The sequence below is a fragment of the Actinomadura rudentiformis genome (assembly GCF_008923185.1).
Taxonomy (GTDB): domain Bacteria; phylum Actinomycetota; class Actinomycetes; order Streptosporangiales; family Streptosporangiaceae; genus Spirillospora; species Spirillospora rudentiformis.
Genome location: NZ_WBMT01000010.1, coordinates 36,712 through 56,370, shown reverse-complemented (window position 1 = coordinate 56,370; position 19,659 = coordinate 36,712). Strand labels below are relative to the sequence as shown.

At 67.9% G+C, this 19,659-nt stretch carries 17 protein-coding genes and 1 pseudogene; 8 read left to right on the top strand and 10 right to left on the bottom strand.

Features of this window, described 5'->3' with window-relative positions; genetic code table 11:
- The first annotated feature begins 104 nt into the window (after window positions 1-104).
- Window positions 105-884: a hypothetical protein gene (locus tag F8566_RS21560; protein ID WP_151562627.1), complete on the top strand. Its 780-nt coding sequence runs from the start codon at window positions 105-107 to the stop codon at window positions 882-884.
- Window positions 885-1,456: 572 nt separating this feature from the next.
- On the opposite strand, the gene F8566_RS21555 is transcribed toward F8566_RS21560, so the two are convergent.
- The gene (locus F8566_RS21555) at window positions 1,457-2,143 is read right to left on the bottom strand and encodes a hypothetical protein (RefSeq protein ID WP_151562626.1); all 687 of its coding nucleotides are present in this window, start codon (window positions 2,141-2,143) and stop codon (window positions 1,457-1,459) included.
- A 367-nt stretch (window positions 2,144-2,510) separates the two neighbouring features.
- Window positions 2,511-2,753, bottom strand: coding sequence for a hypothetical protein (locus tag F8566_RS50030; RefSeq protein ID WP_192809792.1), 243 nt, complete (start codon window positions 2,751-2,753; stop codon window positions 2,511-2,513).
- A gap of 395 nt (window positions 2,754-3,148) precedes the next feature.
- Here F8566_RS50030 and F8566_RS50025 point away from each other — a divergent pair.
- Window positions 3,149-3,308, top strand: a pseudogene (locus F8566_RS50025) (transposase); the annotation flags it as partial.
- A gap of 328 nt (window positions 3,309-3,636) precedes the next feature.
- Here F8566_RS50025 and F8566_RS21545 read toward each other — a convergent pair.
- The gene (locus tag F8566_RS21545) at window positions 3,637-4,599 is read right to left on the bottom strand and encodes an alpha/beta hydrolase (protein ID WP_225993384.1); all 963 of its coding nucleotides are present in this window, start codon (window positions 4,597-4,599) and stop codon (window positions 3,637-3,639) included.
- Between the two features lie 1,250 nt (window positions 4,600-5,849).
- Here F8566_RS21545 and tsaA point away from each other — a divergent pair.
- Complete coding sequence (gene tsaA, locus F8566_RS21540; RefSeq protein WP_151562625.1) at window positions 5,850-6,266, top strand: tRNA (N6-threonylcarbamoyladenosine(37)-N6)-methyltransferase TrmO; 417 nt, start codon at window positions 5,850-5,852, stop codon at window positions 6,264-6,266.
- 42 nt (window positions 6,267-6,308) lie between these two features.
- Entirely contained in the window at window positions 6,309-7,139 is an 831-nt protein-coding gene (locus F8566_RS21535) for a DUF4184 family protein (RefSeq protein ID WP_151562623.1), read from the top strand.
- A 411-nt stretch (window positions 7,140-7,550) separates the two neighbouring features.
- On the opposite strand, the gene F8566_RS21530 is transcribed toward F8566_RS21535, so the two are convergent.
- On the bottom strand, window positions 7,551-8,504 hold the full coding sequence (locus F8566_RS21530) for a hypothetical protein (RefSeq protein ID WP_151562621.1): 954 nt from the start codon (window positions 8,502-8,504) through the stop codon (window positions 7,551-7,553).
- Window positions 8,505-8,617: 113 nt separating this feature from the next.
- Here F8566_RS21530 and aac(6') point away from each other — a divergent pair, with 113 nt between their 5' ends.
- From aac(6') to F8566_RS21515, 3 genes are all read left to right on the top strand, one after another.
- Window positions 8,618-9,103, top strand: a complete 486-nt coding sequence (gene aac(6') / locus F8566_RS21525; protein ID WP_151562619.1) for an aminoglycoside 6'-N-acetyltransferase — start codon at window positions 8,618-8,620, stop codon at window positions 9,101-9,103.
- A 38-nt stretch (window positions 9,104-9,141) separates the two neighbouring features.
- A complete protein-coding gene (pepN, locus tag F8566_RS21520) occupies window positions 9,142-12,084 on the top strand; it encodes an aminopeptidase N (protein WP_151562617.1) in 2,943 nt (980 codons plus the stop codon).
- Between the two features lie 317 nt (window positions 12,085-12,401).
- On the top strand, window positions 12,402-12,614 hold the full coding sequence (locus tag F8566_RS21515; protein ID WP_151562616.1) for a helix-turn-helix domain-containing protein: 213 nt from the start codon (window positions 12,402-12,404) through the stop codon (window positions 12,612-12,614).
- Between the two features lie 71 nt (window positions 12,615-12,685).
- Here F8566_RS21515 and F8566_RS21510 read toward each other — a convergent pair whose 3' ends face one another.
- The 4 genes from F8566_RS21510 to F8566_RS21495 all read right to left on the bottom strand — a co-directional run bounded on the left by F8566_RS21510 (window position 12,686) and on the right by F8566_RS21495 (window position 17,226).
- Window positions 12,686-14,068 carry a DUF2786 domain-containing protein gene (locus tag F8566_RS21510; protein ID WP_192809791.1) on the bottom strand — a complete coding sequence of 461 codons (1,383 nt, stop codon included), beginning with the start codon at window positions 14,066-14,068 and terminating at the stop codon, window positions 12,686-12,688.
- 204 nt (window positions 14,069-14,272) lie between these two features.
- On the bottom strand, window positions 14,273-15,247 hold the full coding sequence (locus F8566_RS21505) for an AurF N-oxygenase family protein (protein WP_151562612.1): 975 nt from the start codon (window positions 15,245-15,247) through the stop codon (window positions 14,273-14,275).
- A 425-nt stretch (window positions 15,248-15,672) separates the two neighbouring features.
- On the bottom strand, window positions 15,673-15,942 hold the full coding sequence (locus tag F8566_RS21500; RefSeq protein ID WP_151562610.1) for a hypothetical protein: 270 nt from the start codon (window positions 15,940-15,942) through the stop codon (window positions 15,673-15,675).
- Window positions 15,943-16,128: 186 nt separating this feature from the next.
- Window positions 16,129-17,226: a winged helix DNA-binding domain-containing protein gene (locus F8566_RS21495; protein WP_151562608.1), complete on the bottom strand. Its 1,098-nt coding sequence runs from the start codon at window positions 17,224-17,226 to the stop codon at window positions 16,129-16,131.
- A 500-nt stretch (window positions 17,227-17,726) separates the two neighbouring features.
- Here F8566_RS21495 and F8566_RS21490 point away from each other — a divergent pair, with 500 nt between their 5' ends.
- Window positions 17,727-18,080 carry a hypothetical protein gene (locus F8566_RS21490; RefSeq protein ID WP_151562606.1) on the top strand — a complete coding sequence of 118 codons (354 nt, stop codon included), beginning with the start codon at window positions 17,727-17,729 and terminating at the stop codon, window positions 18,078-18,080.
- A gap of 87 nt (window positions 18,081-18,167) precedes the next feature.
- Here F8566_RS21490 and F8566_RS21485 read toward each other — a convergent pair whose 3' ends face one another.
- The gene (locus F8566_RS21485; RefSeq protein WP_225993383.1) at window positions 18,168-18,824 is read right to left on the bottom strand and encodes a pentapeptide repeat-containing protein; all 657 of its coding nucleotides are present in this window, start codon (window positions 18,822-18,824) and stop codon (window positions 18,168-18,170) included.
- Complete coding sequence (locus F8566_RS21480; RefSeq protein WP_151562604.1) at window positions 18,821-19,657, bottom strand: patatin-like phospholipase family protein; 837 nt, start codon at window positions 19,655-19,657, stop codon at window positions 18,821-18,823. The genes F8566_RS21485 and F8566_RS21480 overlap by 4 nt, the downstream gene beginning before the upstream one ends.
- Window positions 19,658-19,659 lie beyond the last annotated feature (2 nt).

Below are 19,659 nucleotides of genomic sequence, written 5' to 3'. Positions count from 1 at the left end.
GCCGAACCGGAGTTATCCACAGAACATGATTCTACTGTTGTGGTCACGAAGCGTGAGCGAAACTGTCGTTCGAGTCAACACCCCTCCATGTCAAAGGAGCAGACATGCCCTCCGAGATCATCCGCACCGGCCGCAACGAGTACGGACTCCGGCAGTTCGCCGCCGCGCTCGGCCTAGCCACCTGGCAGATCCGGCTGGCGCGGGAACACGGCATCGTTCCCGAGCCAGAGATCGACGACCGCAGTTGGTCTGCCGCCCAGGTCGCGAAGTCAGCCGAACAGACCGAACGGATCCGGTCCGCCTTCGGGGAAGATCCGCCGATCGGCGCGATCAACGCCGCGGCGCGGCTCGCCGAACGGGTGTTCCTCGACGTCGACCGCGCCGACGTCGAGATCCTGGTCGCGCGCGGCGAGCTCACCGTGATCGGCCGCTACCGCACCTATCCCATCTACCTCCTGCGCGATGTCGACGCCCTCGACCCGCGCACCGTGACCGAGGTGGTCGCCGCACGCAAAGGTCCCCTGGCCGACAGTGTGGACGCCAAGGGCGCCGCGGCGATCCTCGGATGGCCGAAAGACTTGTTCAACCGCATCGCCGCAGAGCGAGCGCTCGCCACCGACCAGCTGGGCCGCTTCTCCCTCTCTGACGTACGCGCAGTCGCCGCCGACGAGAAACTCACGCAACGCGCCCACGAGGAGCAACGCCGCAAAGAACAAGCCAAGGCCCTCCGCGCCCAAACCCAGATCGAGGACGCCCTCCGCAGCTGGCTCCTGCGCTGTATGGCTTACATCGATCGAACGATCGAGGACCCACCTGACTCATACGCAGCCGGCCGCACCCTCCGCGCCCTGATCACAGCCAGAGCCACCCACCAAGTCGCCTGACAATGCGACCACGCTCTACAACCGCGGCCACCCCGCCACAACCCAGTGGCGTGCAGGTCCTCAATACCTGCGTGCCCCAGCCCACACACGGCTGCCGCATCCCCAGTCCTCGCCCCCTGCGGTCCACGCCGGCCAGGGCTGAGACGCTCGGCGGCCACGGATCCGAGCCGGTCTTCGGTGGGCGCCTGTGCCTCGGCCGCCTGTTCTCTCGGACTCCATTCAATGCGCCCGTTCTGCAGGCCAGCAGCCCCGGGATGGGTCCGGCCTGTCCGCCAGTCTCAACGCGGGGCTGGGCAGGGAGCCGCAAGTTGCACCAGTCGGGGCAGGTGCCGATCCGATCGCCAGGAGGCTAGAGCTTCGCCGGAACACAGTGCGGCGGGCGTCGGAGGCTGGTCGGCCTCCCAAGACGAGCAGGCCCCGAAGGATCGAGCAGGCCCCGAAGGATCGATGTCGATGCGGTCGGTCCGCAGATCCGCCGGCAACTGGCCCAGTGGCCGGGCGTGCCGATCACAATGATCGCGGAGTGGATCAGCTGCACCCGTTGAGGACGGTGTTCCAGGGGCTGGAGTGGGTCAGCGACGAGAAGACCGGCGGGGATACGCGGTCTTCATTGGGCGTTGGACCTTGATTGCTGTGCGAAGGCGGTCGCGTGCCTCACTCCGGGACATTGCGGGGAAGTGCTGGGGGAGGAGGTGGGCGAAGGCGGGAGGGAGGGCGATCACGCCGTCCTCGGTCACCGTGGCTTGTTCTGCCGGCCAGTCACCGAGGAGCACGGCTGAGAGATCGCCGGGGCGTTGGGCGACAAGCGTGCGGATTCTTTCAGCCTCTTTCTCGCAATCGGCTACCAGGAGGAGGCGGCGTGCCGGGGCGGTTCCGCCGCCCTGACGTATGGCGAGTTCGGTCTCGAGGTAGGCCAGAGCTGCGTCGAGGTTGCCCGGAATGAAGAGGCCGGCGGCGCTCTCGTCGAGCAGCTCGTCTTCAGAGAGCCCGAAGAGCGACATCGCGGTGCAACGAGGAAGTACCAGGAGAGCGTTGTCCGCGTGGTCCTCCAGCGCAGCCAGGGCGAGCACGCGTGCGGTATCAGGTGCTCCCGGTCCAGTGAGGCCGAGCGCAGAGATCGCGAACGGATCGATCGCCGAGCGATGGCTGAAGTATGCGGTTCGGTCATCGTCGCCCACCGGCTGGCGCGGAGAAGCGCAGAACACCGTGCCCGCGAATGCGTAGATCCGGCGGCGGAACGGGTAACCCGCCACGGCCATGGCAGGAAGGAGCAGACCGAGCAGTAACCACGGCTGCATCGAGCGTGCCGGTGACGTATCGCTGTCAGCCTGGTCTGTTGTTGGCGCGCTCGACGGAGGAAGGGGCACGGTGCTGACCGGTGGCCTGGACGACAGAGCGGTCGGGACATGGGGCAGAACGGGGCGCGGTTTCGGACGTCTGGGCGCCCGAGTGCGCGTGGGTCTCAGCGGAGCCGCCGGGCTGTCGTCCGCATGCCTGGGCCGGCTGCGTTGGGATTTCCCAGCCTGGGGAGAGCCGTACAGCGACTGCCAGATCTCCCTGCAGATCTGTGCGGTGTAGGGGGCACCCCAGTTCTCCACCTTGCGGCATATCTCCGGATCGGGGGGTTCAAGGAAGGTTGCGGATGCCTGCCAGACGATCAAATAGGACACTGCAGCTGGTGATGCCGCGCTGGCTGCGCTTGCCGCCGAACGCGGCGTGGCTGCCGCCTGCGCTGGCGACGGTGTGCCGGCAACGGCGGTGCTCGCCACCGCCGCACAGCCGAGCAATCCGCAGGCGCAGCGGACGGCGTCGGCGAGCCTTGTAACTGCCAAACGGTTCATCTTCGTCCCGGGGAGTCTCAGTGGTCACCCGCCAGGACGCCGATCGTAGTCACTTCGACTACACAGCGTTGACGAATGGTCACAGTTGACATGGCCCGCCGGTCCATGGCCTTTGAGATTGGGAGCTCCCGTTCAAGCTGGACTATGCCAACGGTGGGAATTGCGACGCTGGCCCAGGTGCGGCCCTACCCGGCGACCCCATCGTCTGTCGGCGTTCAGAGTGAGCGAAACCGGCGCGGCTCACTCACATGCCGCCAGGTACAACCAGGTGTACAGACCATGGACGGTGAGGGCGACACGGTTGGGCGGGTCGCGTCCACCGGGGTGGTGTACGAGTTAGCGCAGGTCAGTGGCGCGGTGCCGTGAATGAGGCGGCCATCGCGATCCTTCGAATCGACCAAGACCGAAGGAGAAGTGAACGCGATGGCCGTGAATGACAAGTGTGGCCCCTGAAAGCTGGTTGGCCGAGCAGATCGGGGCGTGTGAGCCGGATCTGTTGCGGTCGATGGTCAAGACGATGGCCGAAGCCTTGATGTCGGCCGAGGCCGACGCAGTGTGCGGCGCCGGCTATGGCGAACGCTCCAGCCTCGCCAAGAGATCCGTGCGCGCAGCCGGTATCTGGCCATCCGGTCCCTGAGCCGACGCAAACGATGTTCTTTTCCGTGCTCTCGGCCACCAGACGGCCGAACGATGCGGCGTATCGCGCTGACACCAGTCGTGACATGGCGAGAAAGGCCGGGCTGTTGGGCGACGGGCGAGCTGATCCGGGACGGGCCAAGCTGAGGGCGGGCGTGCCAGGCGGATGCCGACCAAATCGGGGTCGGTGGCTGACACGTGGGGGAATTGGTTAGCGCGGGCGGTCCGGCGCTCCACGACCAGGCCCCTTCAGCAGGGTGTTTAACCTTTTGGGCTCAGGCCGCGCGGTCAGCTTTTCTGGAAGTCATCTCCTGAATGAAGGCGCCGATCTGGGCGATCGCGGGGCGCGCTTCTGGGATCAGGGCGGAGAAGGCTTGGAAGACGTGGATCTGGCCCTCCCAGATCTGGAGGCGACAGGGCACGCCCGCACGTTCCATCTCCTCGGCCATCAGCTCCGCGTCGCAGCGCAGTACCTCGATCGAACCGCACTGGATCAGGGCCGGAGGAAGCATCGAAAGATCACTGGTCAGCGGTGACAGGGCCGGATCCGGTGGAGTCACGCCTTCGACCAGTAGCTCGGCCAGCTTGGCCATCTCCTTGGCGACGATGTACGGGTCGAGGCTTGCGTTGGCATGGGCGATCTTGGCCGTGCAGTCCAGATCGAGCCATGGAGAGAGGCCTACCACGGCCGCGGGCTTGGGCAGGCCCTGTTCAACAGCCCGCAGCGTCGCGGCGAAGGCGAGGAAACCGCCCGCAGAGTCTCCCGCGATCACCACGTCCTCTGGAGCGTGCCCATGCGCTAGCAGTTGGCGGTAGGCGGTGACGCAGTCGGCGACCGAGCCGGTAACCGACGCCTCTGGCAGCTGGCGATAGGCGATCGAGAGGGCCGGCATGCGGGCGGCCGCGGAAATCTGCGCGATCATGCGGCGGTGGGTGGCCAATCCGCAGCAGACGAAGCCGCCGCCGTGGAAGTAGAGGACGGCACGCCCATCGGCGGACACCCCTGGCGCTGTCACCCACTCGCCGCGGAAGCCATCGAACTGCACTCGGCGCAGTCGTACGCCACGAGGCACCGGAGCAAGGGCGGCCAGCCGTTCCAGCGTCGCCAGGCGGCGCATGGCCCGCTCGTTGATCTCGCCGTCGCCGGTCATGCGTGGTCGCACTCTCCGGTGCATGAACTCCGCAGCTCGCCGGGCCCGCCTGCTTGTGACTCGCGCCGCGTCCAACGTGTCGATCACCGCGACTTCCTTCCTCACCTACGGCTCGAGTTGAGCCACCTGCGCGCCCAATTTCGACCGTACGAGCAAGATCCACGCCCCCGCAATACCTGCGTTTTGGGCTGCTGTCTGGATCCGCCCACCGGCTCGGTCATCTTTCTCGCTTGCACCACCTCGGTCACCGGGTCAGCGGTTTCCCAGTTCGGCCTCAACGCAGGCATGGACGTTGTTCAGCTGGACAGCAATCCCGGCTCGACCGCTCGCAGCACGCTGATTGTCCTGTGTCCTGGCGGCGGTCATCGGCGTCGCCAAGGAAGGGAGGTTCCAGGCGCATCCGCTGGTCTTCGATTACGCGGCCCAGTTGCTGTCGTCGGGTGGGGTTGGGCCATCGGTGTTGGGGACGGCCATCGCGTCGCTGTGTGCGGACGAGGAGTCTCCGGCGTAGAAAGTCAGGCCGTCGTCTGCCCCGTCCACCACAGCCCAACCACGAGGAGCGCCGGGGCGCCTCGGTCGCCGTCGTGTCGGCGACCTGCGGGTGGTGCGCTGCGGGTGGGCGGTGCGGCGGGTGTTGCGGTGCCCGCTGGTGTTGCGGTGCCCGCCGAGCCGGTGTTGTGGTGCCGGTTGGTGTTGCTGTGCGTGTAAGCCAGCTCGTCTCGGCGGCCGCGGAGGCCTACCTGGAGGACAACCCGCTTCGGTTGCGCTTGGGGACGTTTCGCCGGGTGGCTTGCCGCGCGGGCCCCTGCCGACCATGCCGTGCTGCGTCCTCCGGCGGGGCATGGAGGAAGGTCACCGCCGACGCGCGCTCCGCACCAGGAAGGTCGTACGGGAGCGTTTGCCCAGCAGCGCTTCCAGGCCCGGCCACGCCTTCCTCGACCCCGTACTGGCGCGGAGGACGGGTGGTGTTGCGGTGCCGGTGTTGCGCTGCGGTTTGGTGTTGGACTGCGGGTAGGTGGTGCGGGGGTGATGAGCGCTTGTGGGTCCCGTTCTTATGGGAGGCGCGCTGCTTGCTGATGGCCTCTCATGCGGTGTTGTTTGCGCTGTTACGGCCGCAGTGCGGCGGACGTCTGGGTGGGGCGGGCGCTGGAAATGGGCTGGCGAATGGGGTTGGTGGGGATTGGTTTGGATGCCTCGGGTTGAGGTTTGTTGGAGCGACCCCTGATGGTTTTTGGTGGGTCGGGCTCATGGGGAAGGGCATCGGTGTTTATCTGGGGTGGCAGCCTGTGATTTTCACGGGTTCTCGGGGTGGCGGTGCATGAGGGTGGGAGGTTGCGTTGGGCGAGGGTGAGTTTGTGATTCGGCCTATCGGGTGGGTCGAGTCGGCGCTTGTGGATCTGGCTGCGGCGCCCAAGCAGGGTGACGAAGGTGCTCCAGACGCTTGGCTGGTCTTCGAACCCGAGGTGGGTGAGGGGTTGCGTGATCTCCGGGCTGGGACGGAGGTGTTGGTTGTCACGTGGCTTGATCGCGCACGACGCGATGTGCTGGCGGTCCATCCTCGTGATGACATGACCCGGCCGGTCACCGGGGTGTTCAGCACGCGCTCGGCTGACAGGCCGAATCCGGTCGGGTTGCACCGGGTCACGATCCTGTCGATCGATGGCCTGCGGGTGCGTGTTCGAGCACTTGAGGCGCTGAACGGCACGCCGATCGTCGACCTCAAGCCGGTCCTGGGCTCGATCAGTGAGCGTTGAGCGGACTTGATCGTTTCTCTGCGAATGCCGTAAGCATGGCCGATGCCCTTCACGATGAGCCATGCGGCGGCCGTCATCCCTCTCGCGCGTGGCCCTCTGGTGCCGTCGGCGTTGGTGGTGGGGTCGATGGTCCCGGACGTGCCCTACTTCCTGGGAATGGGGGCGCTTCGCGGTGCGACGCATGTCCCGTTGGGGCTGGTGACCATTGACCTCGGCCTTGGTTTGATCATCTTCGCCGCGTTCCAGCTGATCTGGAAGCGGCCACTGCTCGCACTGACCCCGGGCTGGGCTCACGTACGACTCGCGGTGCCTGCAGCCGCCTTTCGCCGTTCGATGATCAAGTGGGTCCCGTTCTCCCTCGTGCTCGGTGCTGCGACGCATCTCTTTTGGGACGCCTTCACACACAAACACCACAGCTTCGCCGGAGAACTTCCCTGGCTGATCTCGACTTCGTGGGGAGGGCTCACGCTCAACCGCTGGCTCCAGTACGCGAGTGGGGTGCTCGGCGCGGCGGTCGTTGTGTGGTGGCTGGTCCGCTGGGTTCGGACGGCACCGGTCACGGCAGACGCACCTGAACGTTTGCCCGGTCGGGTGGCGTGGACGGTGGTGGGAGCATTGGTGATCGCCACGTGCGGCGGGGGGCTGCTGGGTGCGGTCACCCTGATCAACCAACCGGATGTCGCGCGTACCTTCCACATGACCCTCGTCAGCGGTGTCGAAGGCGCGATCGCTGGCCTTGGCGTGGCTCTGACCCTGTATGGCCTTGCGTGGACCGTTGTGACTCGCCGCCGGCGCGGAGGCACTGCGGTGGCTGAACCTGAGTCTGGGGAACGGGGTGGGCCTGCCCCGAGCGACGTCGGGGCAGGCCGATGATTGATCTAGCTTCGGATGCATTCTGGCTGGGCTTATGTTCGTTAGAGCTGACGGCGCTGATTGCATCGCACGGATTCGTTGGCCGTTTGGTCTCTTGTGGCTCATGAGCTTGCTTCTGCTGGCGTCTCTGCATTGTGCTGATCCGGCTTCGAGCCGCATCAGCACATCTCTGGTGGCTGCCATCTCTTCGCCTGGTCACCGCGAATTATCTGCTCATGGGGTTTCCAGTTGATCGGCCCTGGTTGATGCTTCTCTGGTCGGTCGATGGATGCTCGCGCTTGCAGTGCCTGCCTTGCGACTTTCGTTCGGGTGCCTCGCACATTGGTCAGGGCAGCTGGCGTTAGGTGTTGCGGGTGTTGCGGGTCGGGTGTGGTGCCGAGTGGGGGCGGATGGTTGGGGTTTGCCGGTGGGTCACGCGGCGGCGTGTTGGTGGGGAGTCTCGACTGGCTGGGCGGATGTGGTGGTGATGCAGGTCGGGAGTGTGCCACCCCATAGCCAGTCGTTCACCGTTCCCAGAAAACCGTCGGGCGGGCCTACGGATATGAGCCGGGGTGTCAGCGGGCGCAGGCGGACCTGGAACGTCGTGTCTGAGGGGTCGCCTCGTGGCACGCCCCAGAATTCGTCGTAGTCGCCGGTCGTGAGCGTCAGGTCCGCGTCGATCGTTCGGCTGCGGTCGGCGGGGCCGGTGGCCAGCCAGGACCAGTGGTCGGTGAGCAGGCGGCGGGCGGTCGTGCGCAGGATGTTGAGGGCGGCCGAGTCGTGCGGGCAGGCGATGTCGGAGATCTGGAGCTCGGGCAGGCCGAAGCGCCGCAGGCCTCGCGTCATCAGCCGTACGCAGGCGCAGCCGTTCACTCCTTCCAGGTCATGTTCGGGATCCGGGGTGGTGCAGCGTCCGTTGGCCCGGAAGGGCGGGAGCACGTCGCCCAGCCAGTCGTCGGCCAGCACGAACCGTGGGCGTTCGTCGCCTCCGGCAACGACCTGGCCTGTCACAAGATCGGCGGCGATGCCGTCGGTGGCCGTGGCGATGGCGGTCGCCGCGGCGCGGGCGACCTGGACGCCGCGGGGCTGGTCGGTGGCGGGGCCGACGGTGGTGACGACTGCGATGTGGTCTGCCTCGCCCAGCGCAGCCTCACGGTGGGAACGACGGGAAGTCGTGATCTGGGAAAGATCCCAGCGCAGTTGTCCGGGATCGGCCCGTTCGATTTTCAGCTGCGGCGTGCCCAGCCGTCCGTTCACGTGCGCCTCGTACGCGCTGGCCGACGTGCCGCAGGCGAGTGAGTGGACGTCCTGCGGCATGTCGTCGGCGGCCACGATGAACCGGGACGTGGTGGTGGCCGGGACGGGGAACGTGATGGTGGAGCGCATGATCGCGCCTCCTTCCGGTTGCCGGTCCAGCCAGCATGCGCGGGTGGCGGCAGGGACGGAAGGCGAACGAAATTCTGTGGATAACCCGCCTCCGAACAGGGAGGATCTCGGACATGGAACTACGAGGGGCATCGGTTGTTCTGCGTCCCGTGGAGGAGAAGGACGCTCAGGCGCTGGGGGAGATCGTCCGGGAGCCTGAGGTCGCACGATGGTGGGCGCCGCCAGAGAGTTTCGACGAGATGGTCGCGATCGTGGTGGACGGCAACGTCGCCGGCGCGATCCAGTACGACGAGGAGGACGATCCGGACTACCGGCACGCGTCCATCGACATCTTCCTGAGCGCGCGCTTCCACGGGCGAGGGCTCGGTACGGACGCGGTAAGGACGCTTGCGCGGTGGCTCATCGAGGAACGCGGGCATCATCGGCTGACCATCGACCCCGCCGCGGCCAATGACGCGGCCATCCGGTCCTACACCAAGGTCGGTTTCAAGCCGGTCGGGCGCATGCGGCAATACGAACGTGACCCCATTAGCGGCAAGTGGCATGACGGGCTCCTGATGGACCTTCTCGCCGACGAACTGACCGTGGGCAAGCGATAACGGAACCCTTGCACCGGACTTGATCGTTGGGTTCGGGTATGACGTCTGCTGCCGCCCTTACTCGCGCCGAGGCTCGTGAACGGGCCCGGCTGCTGGACGTTCACTCGTACTCGGTGAAACTCGACCTCACCCGAGGTGACGAAGTCTTCGGCTGCAGCACGGTCATCTGGTTCGCGGCTGCTGAGCGCGGCGCCACATCGTTCGCGGAGATCCGGCCCGGTGCCGTACGGCGGATCGAGCTCAATGGCCGGCCGCTCGACCCGATGACCGCCGTACGGGGCGGACGACTCGTTCTGCCTGCGCTGGGCGAGGAGAACGAACTGCTCGTCGAGGCGGACATGCTCTACACCCGCACGGGCGAGGGGATGCATCGCTTCGTCGACACTGAGGATGGCGAGGTCTACGTCTACGCCAACTGCGGACCAGACCATGCGCCGTCCGTTTTCCCATGCTTCGATCAGCCTGACCTGAAGGCCGCCTTCAGCGTGGCGGTCACGGCTCCGGTGACCTGGTCCGTACGGAGCAACGGTACGGAACAATCACGTCGTACCAGGGGCACAGGGCAGTACTGGGAGTTCGCTCCCACGGAGCCGATCAGCACATCACTGGTCACTATGGCGGGCGGCCCCTTCCATAGCGTCGAGGCGACGCATGACGGCATCGCGCTCGGGCTGCACTGCCGTCGTTCACTCGCGAGGCATTTGGACCCGGACACCGAGGAACTTCTGGACCTGACGCGGCGGTCGTTCGACCGCTTCCATGAGGTGTTCGAACAGCGGTACGCGTTCGGCAAGTACGACCAGGTCTTCGTCCCCGAGATGAACTGGGGCGCGATAGAGAAGCCCGGCTGCGTGCTCTTCAACGAACGCTTCGTCTTCCAGGCCGCCGTCACCGACACGCAACGGGAGCTTCGGGCCACCGTCATCGCCCACGAGATGGCGCACATGTGGTTCGGCAACCTGGTCACCATGCGCTGGTGGGACGACGTATGGCTGAGCGAGTCGTTCGCCGAGTACATGGGGTACGAGATCGCAGCGGCCGCCAGCCGGTTCGCAAGTCCGTGGACGGCCTTCTCGATCTCCCGCAAGTCCTGGGGCTACGACGCCGACCAGCGGCCGACCACCCATCCGGTGGCGGCCGAGAGCCTTGAGGACGTGGCGTCGGCGCTCATGAACTTCGACGGGATCTCCTACGCCAAAGGTGCCTCGGCGCTGCGGCAACTGGTCGCCTGGGTGGGGGAGGAGACCTTCTTCCAGGGCGTCAACGACTACTTCGCCGCACATCGCTTTGGGAACGCCGACCTCACCGACCTACTGGACGCCATAGGTGCAGCGGCTCCCGGCCGTGATGTGCGGGACTGGGCGCATCGATGGCTGCGTACCACGGGCGTCGACACCCTCCGCGCGGAGGTCGAGGGGGAGTCCGTCGTCGTGTCCCACGTTGGGGCGCTGCGACCGCACAGACTTCTCGTGAGCCTGTACGACGATGTACCCGAACGTGGCCTCGTTCTACGAGAACGCGTCGCGGCCGATATCGTCCCCGGCACCAGCCGCACGGTAATCCCGGACGTGCTGCAACCGGCGCAGCCTGGCGCGCCCATAAGGGCGCAATCCGACGCGTCGTGGTCGGCTCCCCTTGGCCCGCCGCAGGGATCGGTGGAGCCCAGCGCGCCGGGTTCGGGGCAGGTTGATGCGTCTGGTTCGGCGCTGTCCGAGGCGTCGGTCTCTGCGGAGCTTGATGCGCCGGGTTCGGGGCAGGCTGATGCGCCTGGGGCGGTGCGGTCCGGCGCGCCGGGTTCGGCGCGGGTTGATGCGTCTGGTTCGGCGCTGTCCGATGCGGCGTGTTCGGCGCAGGCTGACGGGCCGGGGGCGGTGCTGTCGGATGCGTCGCGGTCGGCTCGGCCTGGCGCGTCGGCGGAGTCCGTGCGCGCTGACGCGTCGACGAAGGTTGGCGCGCCGGGGACGGTGCGGGTTGGCCGGTCTGGGGCGGTGCGATCTCGTGGGTTGGTGCTGCTTAACGATGGTGACTTGACCTATGCCAAGGTGCGGTTGGACGAAGAGTCCTGGGAGGCCGTGAAGTCAGGCCTTTCGACGATCGACGATTCGCTGACTCGTGCTCTTCTTTGGAACACCGCCCGTGACATGGTGCGCGATGGCGATTTGCCTGCCGAGGAGTACTTGTCACTCGTGGCTGCCCAACTCCCCAGCGAGAACGTGGTGGCGATCGCCGAAGCAGTGCTCACGTTCACCCGGGTCCATGTCGCCGACCGTTTCATGCGGCCCGAATGTCGCCCTGCGGCGTTGGCCACACTCTCTGAGGTCTGCCGAACGATACTCAGTGACCGTGGGTCCGCCGGCGATCTGCGGCTGGCGGCCGTGCGGACGCTCATTCCGAGCTCTCAGACGGCGGACGAGCTCACCGACCTCCGGCGCTGGCTCCACGTTGGGAGTCTGGCGGGCGGGCCTGACCTCGACACCGAGCTGCGATGGCAGATCCTGCATCAGCTCTCGGCTTTGGGGGAGGCAGGTGAACGGGAGATCGCCGCTGAGCTGGAGCGTGATCCGGGTTCGGTCGGTGAAGAAGGCGCCGCCCGGTGCCGTGCCGCGTTGCCGGATCCGGGGGCCAAGCGACATGCGTGGGGGCTTCTCTTCACCGGGAACGTGCTCTCTCCCCGCCTGCTCGCCGCCGTCGCACGAGGCTTCTGGCAGCCTGCTCGTCCTGAGCCGACCGCGGGCTATCTCGAACGCTACTTCGACGAGATCCCTGCGGTCGCGGAGCGCGGCCAGATGGTCGCGATGACGCTCGGCCGTGAACTCTTCCCCGCTCATGCCGCCACGCCCGACACTGTGCGGGCCGCGGCCCGCTGCCTTGAACGCGACGCTCTGGCGGTCGCGCTACGCCGTGCCCTTGCCGACCAGCTGGACGATCTCCAGCGAGCTCTCCGCCTCCGGCGACTGGCTGAGGGGAATCGCCTCGCCTAGGCGGAGGCCGGTGTACGTCGCGCCGGGCGGGTGGACGACACCGGGCGGGCGGACGACGCCGGACGGCGGAACGACTCGGTCGTCTGACTCTGATCAAGGCTGTGGTCAGGGCCTTTGCGGGTTATTGACAGTATGTCGAGCTCGTTCGTCCAGCACCGACACGCCGGAGACCATCGAAAAGACCACCAGTGGCCGATCTCGCGACGATCGTGTTGCATTGTGGGGAGATTTGCGGGGAATGTGTACGTTGGAGAGATCATTAGGGCTGTGAGCTGGGGGAATGGCCCTCAGTACAGTCGTGAACCCTGGAGGTACACGTGACCCGGACACTGTCGAGGGGCACCCGCGTGACCGGTGCCGAGCGCACCAAGCTCGCGGCGGAGCTGGCGCCGCGGTACGCGGCGGGCGAGAGCATCCGCGACCTCGCCGCCGAGACCGGCCGTTCGTACGGCTTCATCTACAACGTTCTGAAGGAGGCCGGTGTGCCGCTGCGAGGCCGTGGGGGCAACACGCGCCGCAAGAAGGACTGACCCCGGCCGTCCCCCTTGCTCCCCGGGGGACCCGGGACCCTGCCGAAACCAAGGCGTCCCAGCCCGCGGCGCTATTCTCCGGTGACCTCGGAGCGTCCGTTCAGGCTGGCCAGATCGGCGGCCGCCCGCCCCGCGACCCAGCCCTCGTAGTTGGAGACCGCCCGGGCGCGGCCCCTGGTGAGATTCGGGAACATCGTGTCGACCGCCTCTTCGACGGCCCGGTCGCGTGCGGCCAGCACGGGAAGAAGATCCTTCCCGTCTGCCTCCGCGGCCGCCCTTGTCGTCGCCTCACCGGCCGCCCCCCGAAGCCGCTCCCCGATGCGGGCGGCGTAGGCGTTGAGAAACGCGTGACGGAACGAACGCGTACGGGACCTGCCGCACGCGTCCTTTCGTGCGCCCGTGTGCACCATCGCGGTGGTCGCCTGCACCAGCAGTGAAGTGAACAACATCTCCACCGCCGCCAGATCCGACGGGAAGCCCAGCACCGTGGAGAATCCAAGCTCCCGGTGCCACACGGCGCGGCAACGGTTGGCCTCCGCCACGACGGTCAGCAGCACCGCCTTCGGGGAGTCGTACGGATGGTCGACCGGGATCCGCCGTCCGGCCGGCTCGCCGCCCATACCCGACTCGGCCGCCAGCAGAGCGTGGTCGATGCTGTACCGGGCCATCAGTTCCTGGGCCCGCGCGCTCAACGCCTCGGCCTCTTCGGGAAACTCCGTCGACTCTGCCTTGGCCAGAAGCGCCCGTACCTTGCCGAGCATCCGCTGGTCGGTCTCCGTGGCTCGCGCCGTGCTCTTCCGGCCGTTCGGCGGAGTCCCCGGCGGCGCGCCGATCCGCGCCAGCCGGGGGAGCGAGCCCAGCAGGTGCGACAGCTCCAGCGCACACGTGATCAAGGTCGCGCGGTCGGTGTTCTCGCGTCCGCACCAGGCTCCGGTGAACGAGCCGTCGCCGTTCCACCAGACCTCGGCGCCGAGTGCCGACAGTTGCTCCCGCCATGGCTCCTCCACGGTGGCAGCCGAATAGGCCCGCATCTCGGCGGCGATGATGTCGATCGCCAGCCGCTGGTGCCGGCGGCCCAGCCGCCGCCCGGTGAACCGTACGAGATCCGCAGGCTGCCATCCCCGCTGCCAAGCGACGGTGACGCCTCCCTCCAGACGCCCCAGGAGCACCCTGTCGACCAGCCCGCGCCACTCGCGTCCTGCGGTTGCGGTGAAGTCGGGCTCGCCTGCGGTTGCGGCCCCTGCCCTGGCGGCCTCTGCGGGGGCGGCCCCTGTGGCGAAGCCGGGTTCCCCGGTGAGTTCGGTGGCGGCTTGAGCCAGAATGGCCTCGTCCCCGCGCTGGAGGGCCTGGACCGCGTGGGCGATGAGGTTTTCCGCAAGCTGGCGAGTATGCGGAATGCCACTGGCGCCCGAGGACGAACGGGCCTGGTCAGGCTGCCGCCATGCCTTCCCCACCAAGCCCTCCTCTCTCATCTCCCACACACACCACATCGAATCCTGCCACGTGCATGCGAGATTTCGTGGCGACGTGCAGCAGACCGACACGCCCTTGCCGGCGCCATCCCGCCTCGGGTAAATGCACCTCCGCTCAGGCGCAAAAGTCCGACCAGTGGTCCGCTGCACGGTCGTCGGCCGGGATGGCCCAGGGGAAGCCGGCGATCAGCCCTTCCCGTCCTCCCAGATGTTGAGCAACCGCCAGACCTGCTTGCTCACGGGGTTGATCAGACCGATCTCGGAACACAGTCCGCGAACGTTCGACACGGCCCGGGAGATGAGGTCCTGCGAAGGCTCGGTGGCCCAGTAGGTCTCCTTCATCACCTGGTCGGGGATCTGGAACCGCCGCGCCATCGCGACCGGCGGCGTGAGGATGAGCAACACCCCGAGCTTCATCGAGGGCGGCACGACCAGGCTGAGCACGAACTTCTGCGGCGCGGGCATGCGCGGCACGCGGTGCTTCAGGAACTGTCGCGCGAACGAGATGTGCCGTGCCTCCTCGGCCACATGGATAGAGATGATCTTGTTGAGCAGCGGGTGCCGGGCTGATCCGTCGCGGAGCATGCGGCGCTGCACGTAGTCGATGGGCTCCTCGCCGGCGAGGACCCAGAAGAAGAAGAGGGAGGGCGCCACGAGGCTCAGCGGGGGCACGATCTCCGCCAGCACGCGGACGGCGAGCGGCATGCCCTCCACCGGTGCCTCACTGCGGTTCACGAACTCCTGGAACATCATCCCGTGATGTCCCTCTTCGATCGTCTCGTGGTAGACGTAGCGGAACTCGGCCGAGTCGTTGGGCAGCCGGAACGCGTACGTGAGGAGCCCGCGCTTGAGCACGTTCTCGAACTGCATGCCGACCTTGCACACCTGCGCCTGCCGCCACAGCCCGATCCTCGCCTGCACGTGCTCTGGCTGGGCCCGATACCAAGGGTGCGCCCCCAGCGGGTCCATCTTCGGCAGGACCCAGCGTGGATCGTCCGGGTCGATTTCGAAGTCGAGGTCGTCCCAGGGAATGTCGGTGTAGGGCTCCCAGTGCTTCTCGACCGACGCCTTGGAGAGCCGTCGCAGCGTCTTTTCGTAGAGAACGTCCTCAGCGTCGCGCGTACGTGCCTCGTCGATGTCGATGACCTGTGCCCGGGGCATGGCAGTTCCCTTCGCCGTTCGCGCCAATACGGGGGTGCGTGTGCCGACGTCGCCTGCGCGCGGGTGTCTCGGCGGCCTCTCCTGACCGCGTTCTGCGCACGATTGTCAACCTAGGTGTGAAGTCAGGGTCGGTCAACAAGTTACGGTCACGTCGGTTGGATCGTTGGATGTCCACCGGCCTGGGCGGACATGTGGCAGTGCAGACGGGCCCATCGAAGTGGCCAAGGCCGGTCAACTGGCAGGTCAGTCCCATATTGCCGGTGCGTTGCGCCTGTAACGCGCTCGTCGTCACGGCAAGAGCTCAAGGGCGGCGTTGTCGCCTAAAGGGAGGTCAGACGCGCCGTCATCACTGCAGGAGTCTTAGGCGCAGCCGTTTGTTCGCCGTGCAAGAGTCAAGCGCGGCCATTCCACGGCGATGCACGCACTCAGACGCGGCCGTTGTCGCCGCGAAGTTCGTCGACGACGACGCTCTGGTAGGCCCGGGTGGTGTCCGGAACATAGGTCAGGCGGGCGAGCGCCTTGCCCTCGTTGTTGCGGATCTCGAAGTGGTAGCCCTCCCCGGAGACGCCGACGTGGGCCGCGGCCTGGTCGTGGCGGAGGCGGCACATCGTGTCGACCTTCTCGAGAGCGATCTTGAGACTGCCGGCATCGCTGATGAGCCTGGCGGGCTCGCTCGTCTCCCAGATCTCGAACATGCGGTTCGCGTCCTGTCGGCGGGGTGGGGGGCGTGAGGGGGTCCAGGGGCTTCCGGGGTGCGAGGGATGGTACGGGGGATAGCTTGCGCTCAATCGCTGGAAGATTCAACCACAACCGATATCGGATTTATCACCATTCGGAGCGGGTCGCGCGCAATGCGTCATGTTATCCGAGCGAGTCAACGCTCAATCGCCGGCGAGGACGACCTGCCGGTCGGCCGCGTCCGGCTCGGCGAAGCCCAGCAGGCGCTCACCCTCGGCCGTGAGCGCGTTCAGAGCGTGCTTGGGCAGTTTCTCGAACGGGCGAAGCCGGAGCGTGGCGACCTTGCGCTTGCGTTCCAGCTCCCACAGGCCGGCGGCGAAGCCGTCCCACAGGAACGTGGCGCGCACGCGGAGGTTCTTGGTCGTCAGCGACGGGCGGTGCGCGGCGGCGATCACGCGGGAACGGTCGGCGTGCGCGAGCACCAGGTTGTCGAACTCGGGCAGGAACCGGGCCTCGGCAGGCGTGTCCTCCTCGGGCCGTGGCGCATCGGGCAGGTCGAACAGCTCGCGGCCCTTCTCGTCCTCGAACGTCCGCAGTTGAGGTCGCAGGCGTTCCAGCACCTCGCCCAGCTTTGGCAGACCGGACCATTCCTGGGCGTCGGCCACCGAGGCCGGGCCGAACGCGGCGAGATAACGCAGCACGAGCGCATCCGCAGAAGAGTCGTCTGACGTCGGCACGCCCAACCAGACGCCCGCCAACGTGAACTCCGACGTACGCGGAAACGCCCACCGGTCGTCCGTCGGCACCATCACCAGGGGCAGGCACATCCGCACGGAGAACCCCAAAGCCCGGTCATTGACCTCCGGGAACTCCTCCTGCAGCAGGGCACGGAGCTCGTTGAAGGTCCGTGAGCGCTCCTCCAGCAGTACGCGGGCGGCCGGAAGGACCTTGTCCAGTTCCAGTCCCTCCGCGCGCGACCCCAGCATGCGAAGCCCGGCGTCCAGCATCGGCTGCATCGAGGCACGCAGGGCGCCGTAGTCCCGCGCTGACATCAGATGCAGGGTCCCGCGCATCATCGTCGCCCGCACGACCGAGCGTTCTTGGAGCGCGGTGTGAAGCTGCGCGGCCTCGAACCCGGCCACCCGTGTCCAGAGCCCGAGGAACGGAGGCTTGGGCTCCTGCGCCTGCATACCGCACAACCGCTCCACCGCCTCGACGACGGAGACCTCCTCCCGGGCGAGCAACATCTGCCGTGCCAGAGTGGCCCGGTTGAGCGCGCGAAGGGAAAGAACGTCTGCCATCAGGTGCGATCGTATCCCTCGGACCTGGCCCCGGCCGGTTCCTGGGACCTGGTCCTGGCCGGGGCGTTCGGCGACCGGTACGGCCGCTCGTGCTGGCCGCAGGTCTCGGGCCACTGTCGTTCGCTGATGCCGCCAGCCCTTATCTGCTGTACGCGGCGAGCCCGGTCGTCCTGGCAGCCGGAATGGGTTGCGCATGCCCGCGCTCTCGGTCGCCGTGATGCCTGCGCTCGGTCGCCGTGATGTCCGCGCTCCCACCGGGTCAGGCGGGGACTGGGCCCGTGTACCGGTGAACTGATCTTCAGAACACCACACGCCCCGGCGAGGCCCGACTGGCGGGGAACATGCCTCCGACCTGCGCGGGTCTATGAACAACGAGTGGAGAGCCGGTCGGTTACGCACGATCTTTCTCGATCTGCACGTGCATCGGCCCTTGCACCTGCACGCCATTTCCTAGCAGGATTGCCCCCGGACCCCCGCACGTGAACTCCCCGGAGATCGCGATGACCGCACACTTGAGCGACAGTGACCGACAGGCGCTGCGCCTTGCCCACGACCTCCGCGAAGAGATGCGGCTGGCGCTACCGCCTCACGGCACCGCCGTCCCCGCCGTCTCTCCCTTCGTCGACCCGGCCGGACGGCCGAGTGTCCTGATGCGGATGGACGCGGACACGGCGCGCGCCCTGATGGCCCTGCTCGGCGAACGCCGGGCCGAGCAGGCCGTGCCACCCGAACCCCGCCGTGCCGACGGCTCCCACGTGCCACCGTCCGCTCCGGCGGTCGCGGGCGCGCCCATGGCGCCCATGGCGAGAGCGGCTCATTCGCCCCTCCTGCCCACCACCTTCCCGGCTCGCTGACCGCTCTCTGGGCGCTCTCTGACGGCCCGGCGGCCGTATCCGGCCACCGCGCCGGCGCGTGGCCGGATCAGGTCAGGGTCCGGCCTCTCACGACGGAGGTGGCTCCTTGACCTCGATGCCCAGGGCGCCGGCGAGGAGCGGGGCCAGATCGAGGAGCTGCGCGGGGCTGACGATGGCTCCGCGGATCGTGTGGGGGTCGATGGTGATGCCCAGGTCCGCTCCGCGCAGATCCACCTGATCGAGGGTGGCCCCGGCGAGGACGGTCCTGTCCAGCCGGGAGCCGGGGAAGCTCGTCCGGGTGAGCCGCGCGCCGCCGAAGTCGACGTCGCGCAGCAGGCAGTCGGTGAACGTCACGTCCACGAGCGTGCTGTCGCGGAGGTTGACCGAGTCGAGCTTGCATTCCTGGAAGACGACGCGGGTGAGGTTCGCGCTGATCGTGCGCGTGCCGGCGAAGACAGAGCCGATCAGCGTGCTGTCCCGCCACTGGGTCTCGGTGAGGTCGGTGCCGACCAGGCGCATCTCCTGTGCCCAGACGTCGAGGAATCGGGCCGAGCGCAGCCCGCCGCCGTCCAACGTCACGCCGGTGAACGCGCATTCCATGAAACGGGAGCCGGAGGCGGCGAGGTCCGCGAGGGCGAGGTTCTCGAACAGGACCGTGTCGTGGTCGCCGTCAGGTCCCCATGTCCCGTCGTGAGGCGTGAGCCATTCGGCGTGCGGGAGGTCGGCGAGCTTCTGGGGGATCACGCCGCCTCCCAGACGGCCGCCACGGCCTCCGCGACCGAGACGGCTTGTCGGTGCCCCGCCCGGGCGGCGGGAGGGCGGCGGGCCGGATCCAGCGAGTTGCGGCCGAACGCGCGCCGCGAAGCGGGGTCGGGGGAGATCACGACCACCTTGGCGCCGGCCCTGCGGAGATCGGCCGCCTGGCCGGCCACGCTCTTGATCGCGCCGAGGCCCTGGGTGACGGGGGCGATGACGACGACCGCCTCATGACCGGCGGCCAGGTCCGCGTTGGTGGCCGACCGGGCCCCGCCGTCGATGTAGCGACGGCCGCCGATCGTCACCGGCGGGTAGACGCCGGGGACGGCGCAGCTGGCGCCCACCGCTTCCAGCAGGGTCGCCTCGCCGGACCGGTCGAAGACGGTGAAGGCGCCCGTGGCCGCGTCCACCGCGGTCACCAGCAGGGGCCGTTCGGGCCAGTCGCGCACGGGAAGCCGCGCCCTCATGACGGCGGCGCGTGCGGCCTCGGGGCCGGTACGGGCGTTGAGCGCCATCCGGCCGAGCCGCGCTCCGGCCCGGGCGGGCTCCCGTGAGCTCAGGACCGCCCAGGCCGAGCGGGCCAGGTCCACACGGGCCATCCGGGCCGGTGCGCCGGTCTCCAACGCGGTGAACTGGGCGGTGAAGCGTTCTTCGAGATCCAGACCGGCCGCGACCTGCGCGCCCACCACCGAGCCCGCCGAGGTGCCGACCACGAGCTCCGCGTCGCGCAGGTCGATCCCGGCGGCGGCGAGCCCGGCGAGGACACCCCATTCCCAGCTGACGCCGGTGAGGCCACCGCCGCCGAGCACCAGTGCCCCCATGG

Excerpts from the sequence above, each read along its gene's own strand:
- F8566_RS21480 (WP_151562604.1), bottom strand. The coding sequence starts at position 19,657 with ATGGGGGCACTGGTGCTCGGCGGCGGTGGCCTCACCGGCGTCAGCTGG.
- F8566_RS21490 (WP_151562606.1), top strand. The coding sequence starts at position 17,727 with ATGACCGCACACTTGAGCGACAGTGACCGACAGGCGCTGCGCCTTGCC.
- F8566_RS21495 (WP_151562608.1), bottom strand. The coding sequence starts at position 17,226 with ATGGCAGACGTTCTTTCCCTTCGCGCGCTCAACCGGGCCACTCTGGCA.
- F8566_RS21555 (WP_151562626.1), bottom strand. The coding sequence starts at position 2,143 with ATGGCCGTGGCGGGTTACCCGTTCCGCCGCCGGATCTACGCATTCGCG.
- F8566_RS21500 (WP_151562610.1), bottom strand. The coding sequence starts at position 15,942 with ATGTTCGAGATCTGGGAGACGAGCGAGCCCGCCAGGCTCATCAGCGAT.
- F8566_RS21535 (WP_151562623.1), top strand. The coding sequence starts at position 6,309 with ATGCCCTTCACGATGAGCCATGCGGCGGCCGTCATCCCTCTCGCGCGT.
- pepN (WP_151562617.1), top strand. The coding sequence starts at position 9,142 with ATGACGTCTGCTGCCGCCCTTACTCGCGCCGAGGCTCGTGAACGGGCC.
- F8566_RS21530 (WP_151562621.1), bottom strand. The coding sequence starts at position 8,504 with ATGCGCTCCACCATCACGTTCCCCGTCCCGGCCACCACCACGTCCCGG.
- F8566_RS21505 (WP_151562612.1), bottom strand. The coding sequence starts at position 15,247 with ATGCCCCGGGCACAGGTCATCGACATCGACGAGGCACGTACGCGCGAC.
- F8566_RS21560 (WP_151562627.1), top strand. The coding sequence starts at position 105 with ATGCCCTCCGAGATCATCCGCACCGGCCGCAACGAGTACGGACTCCGG.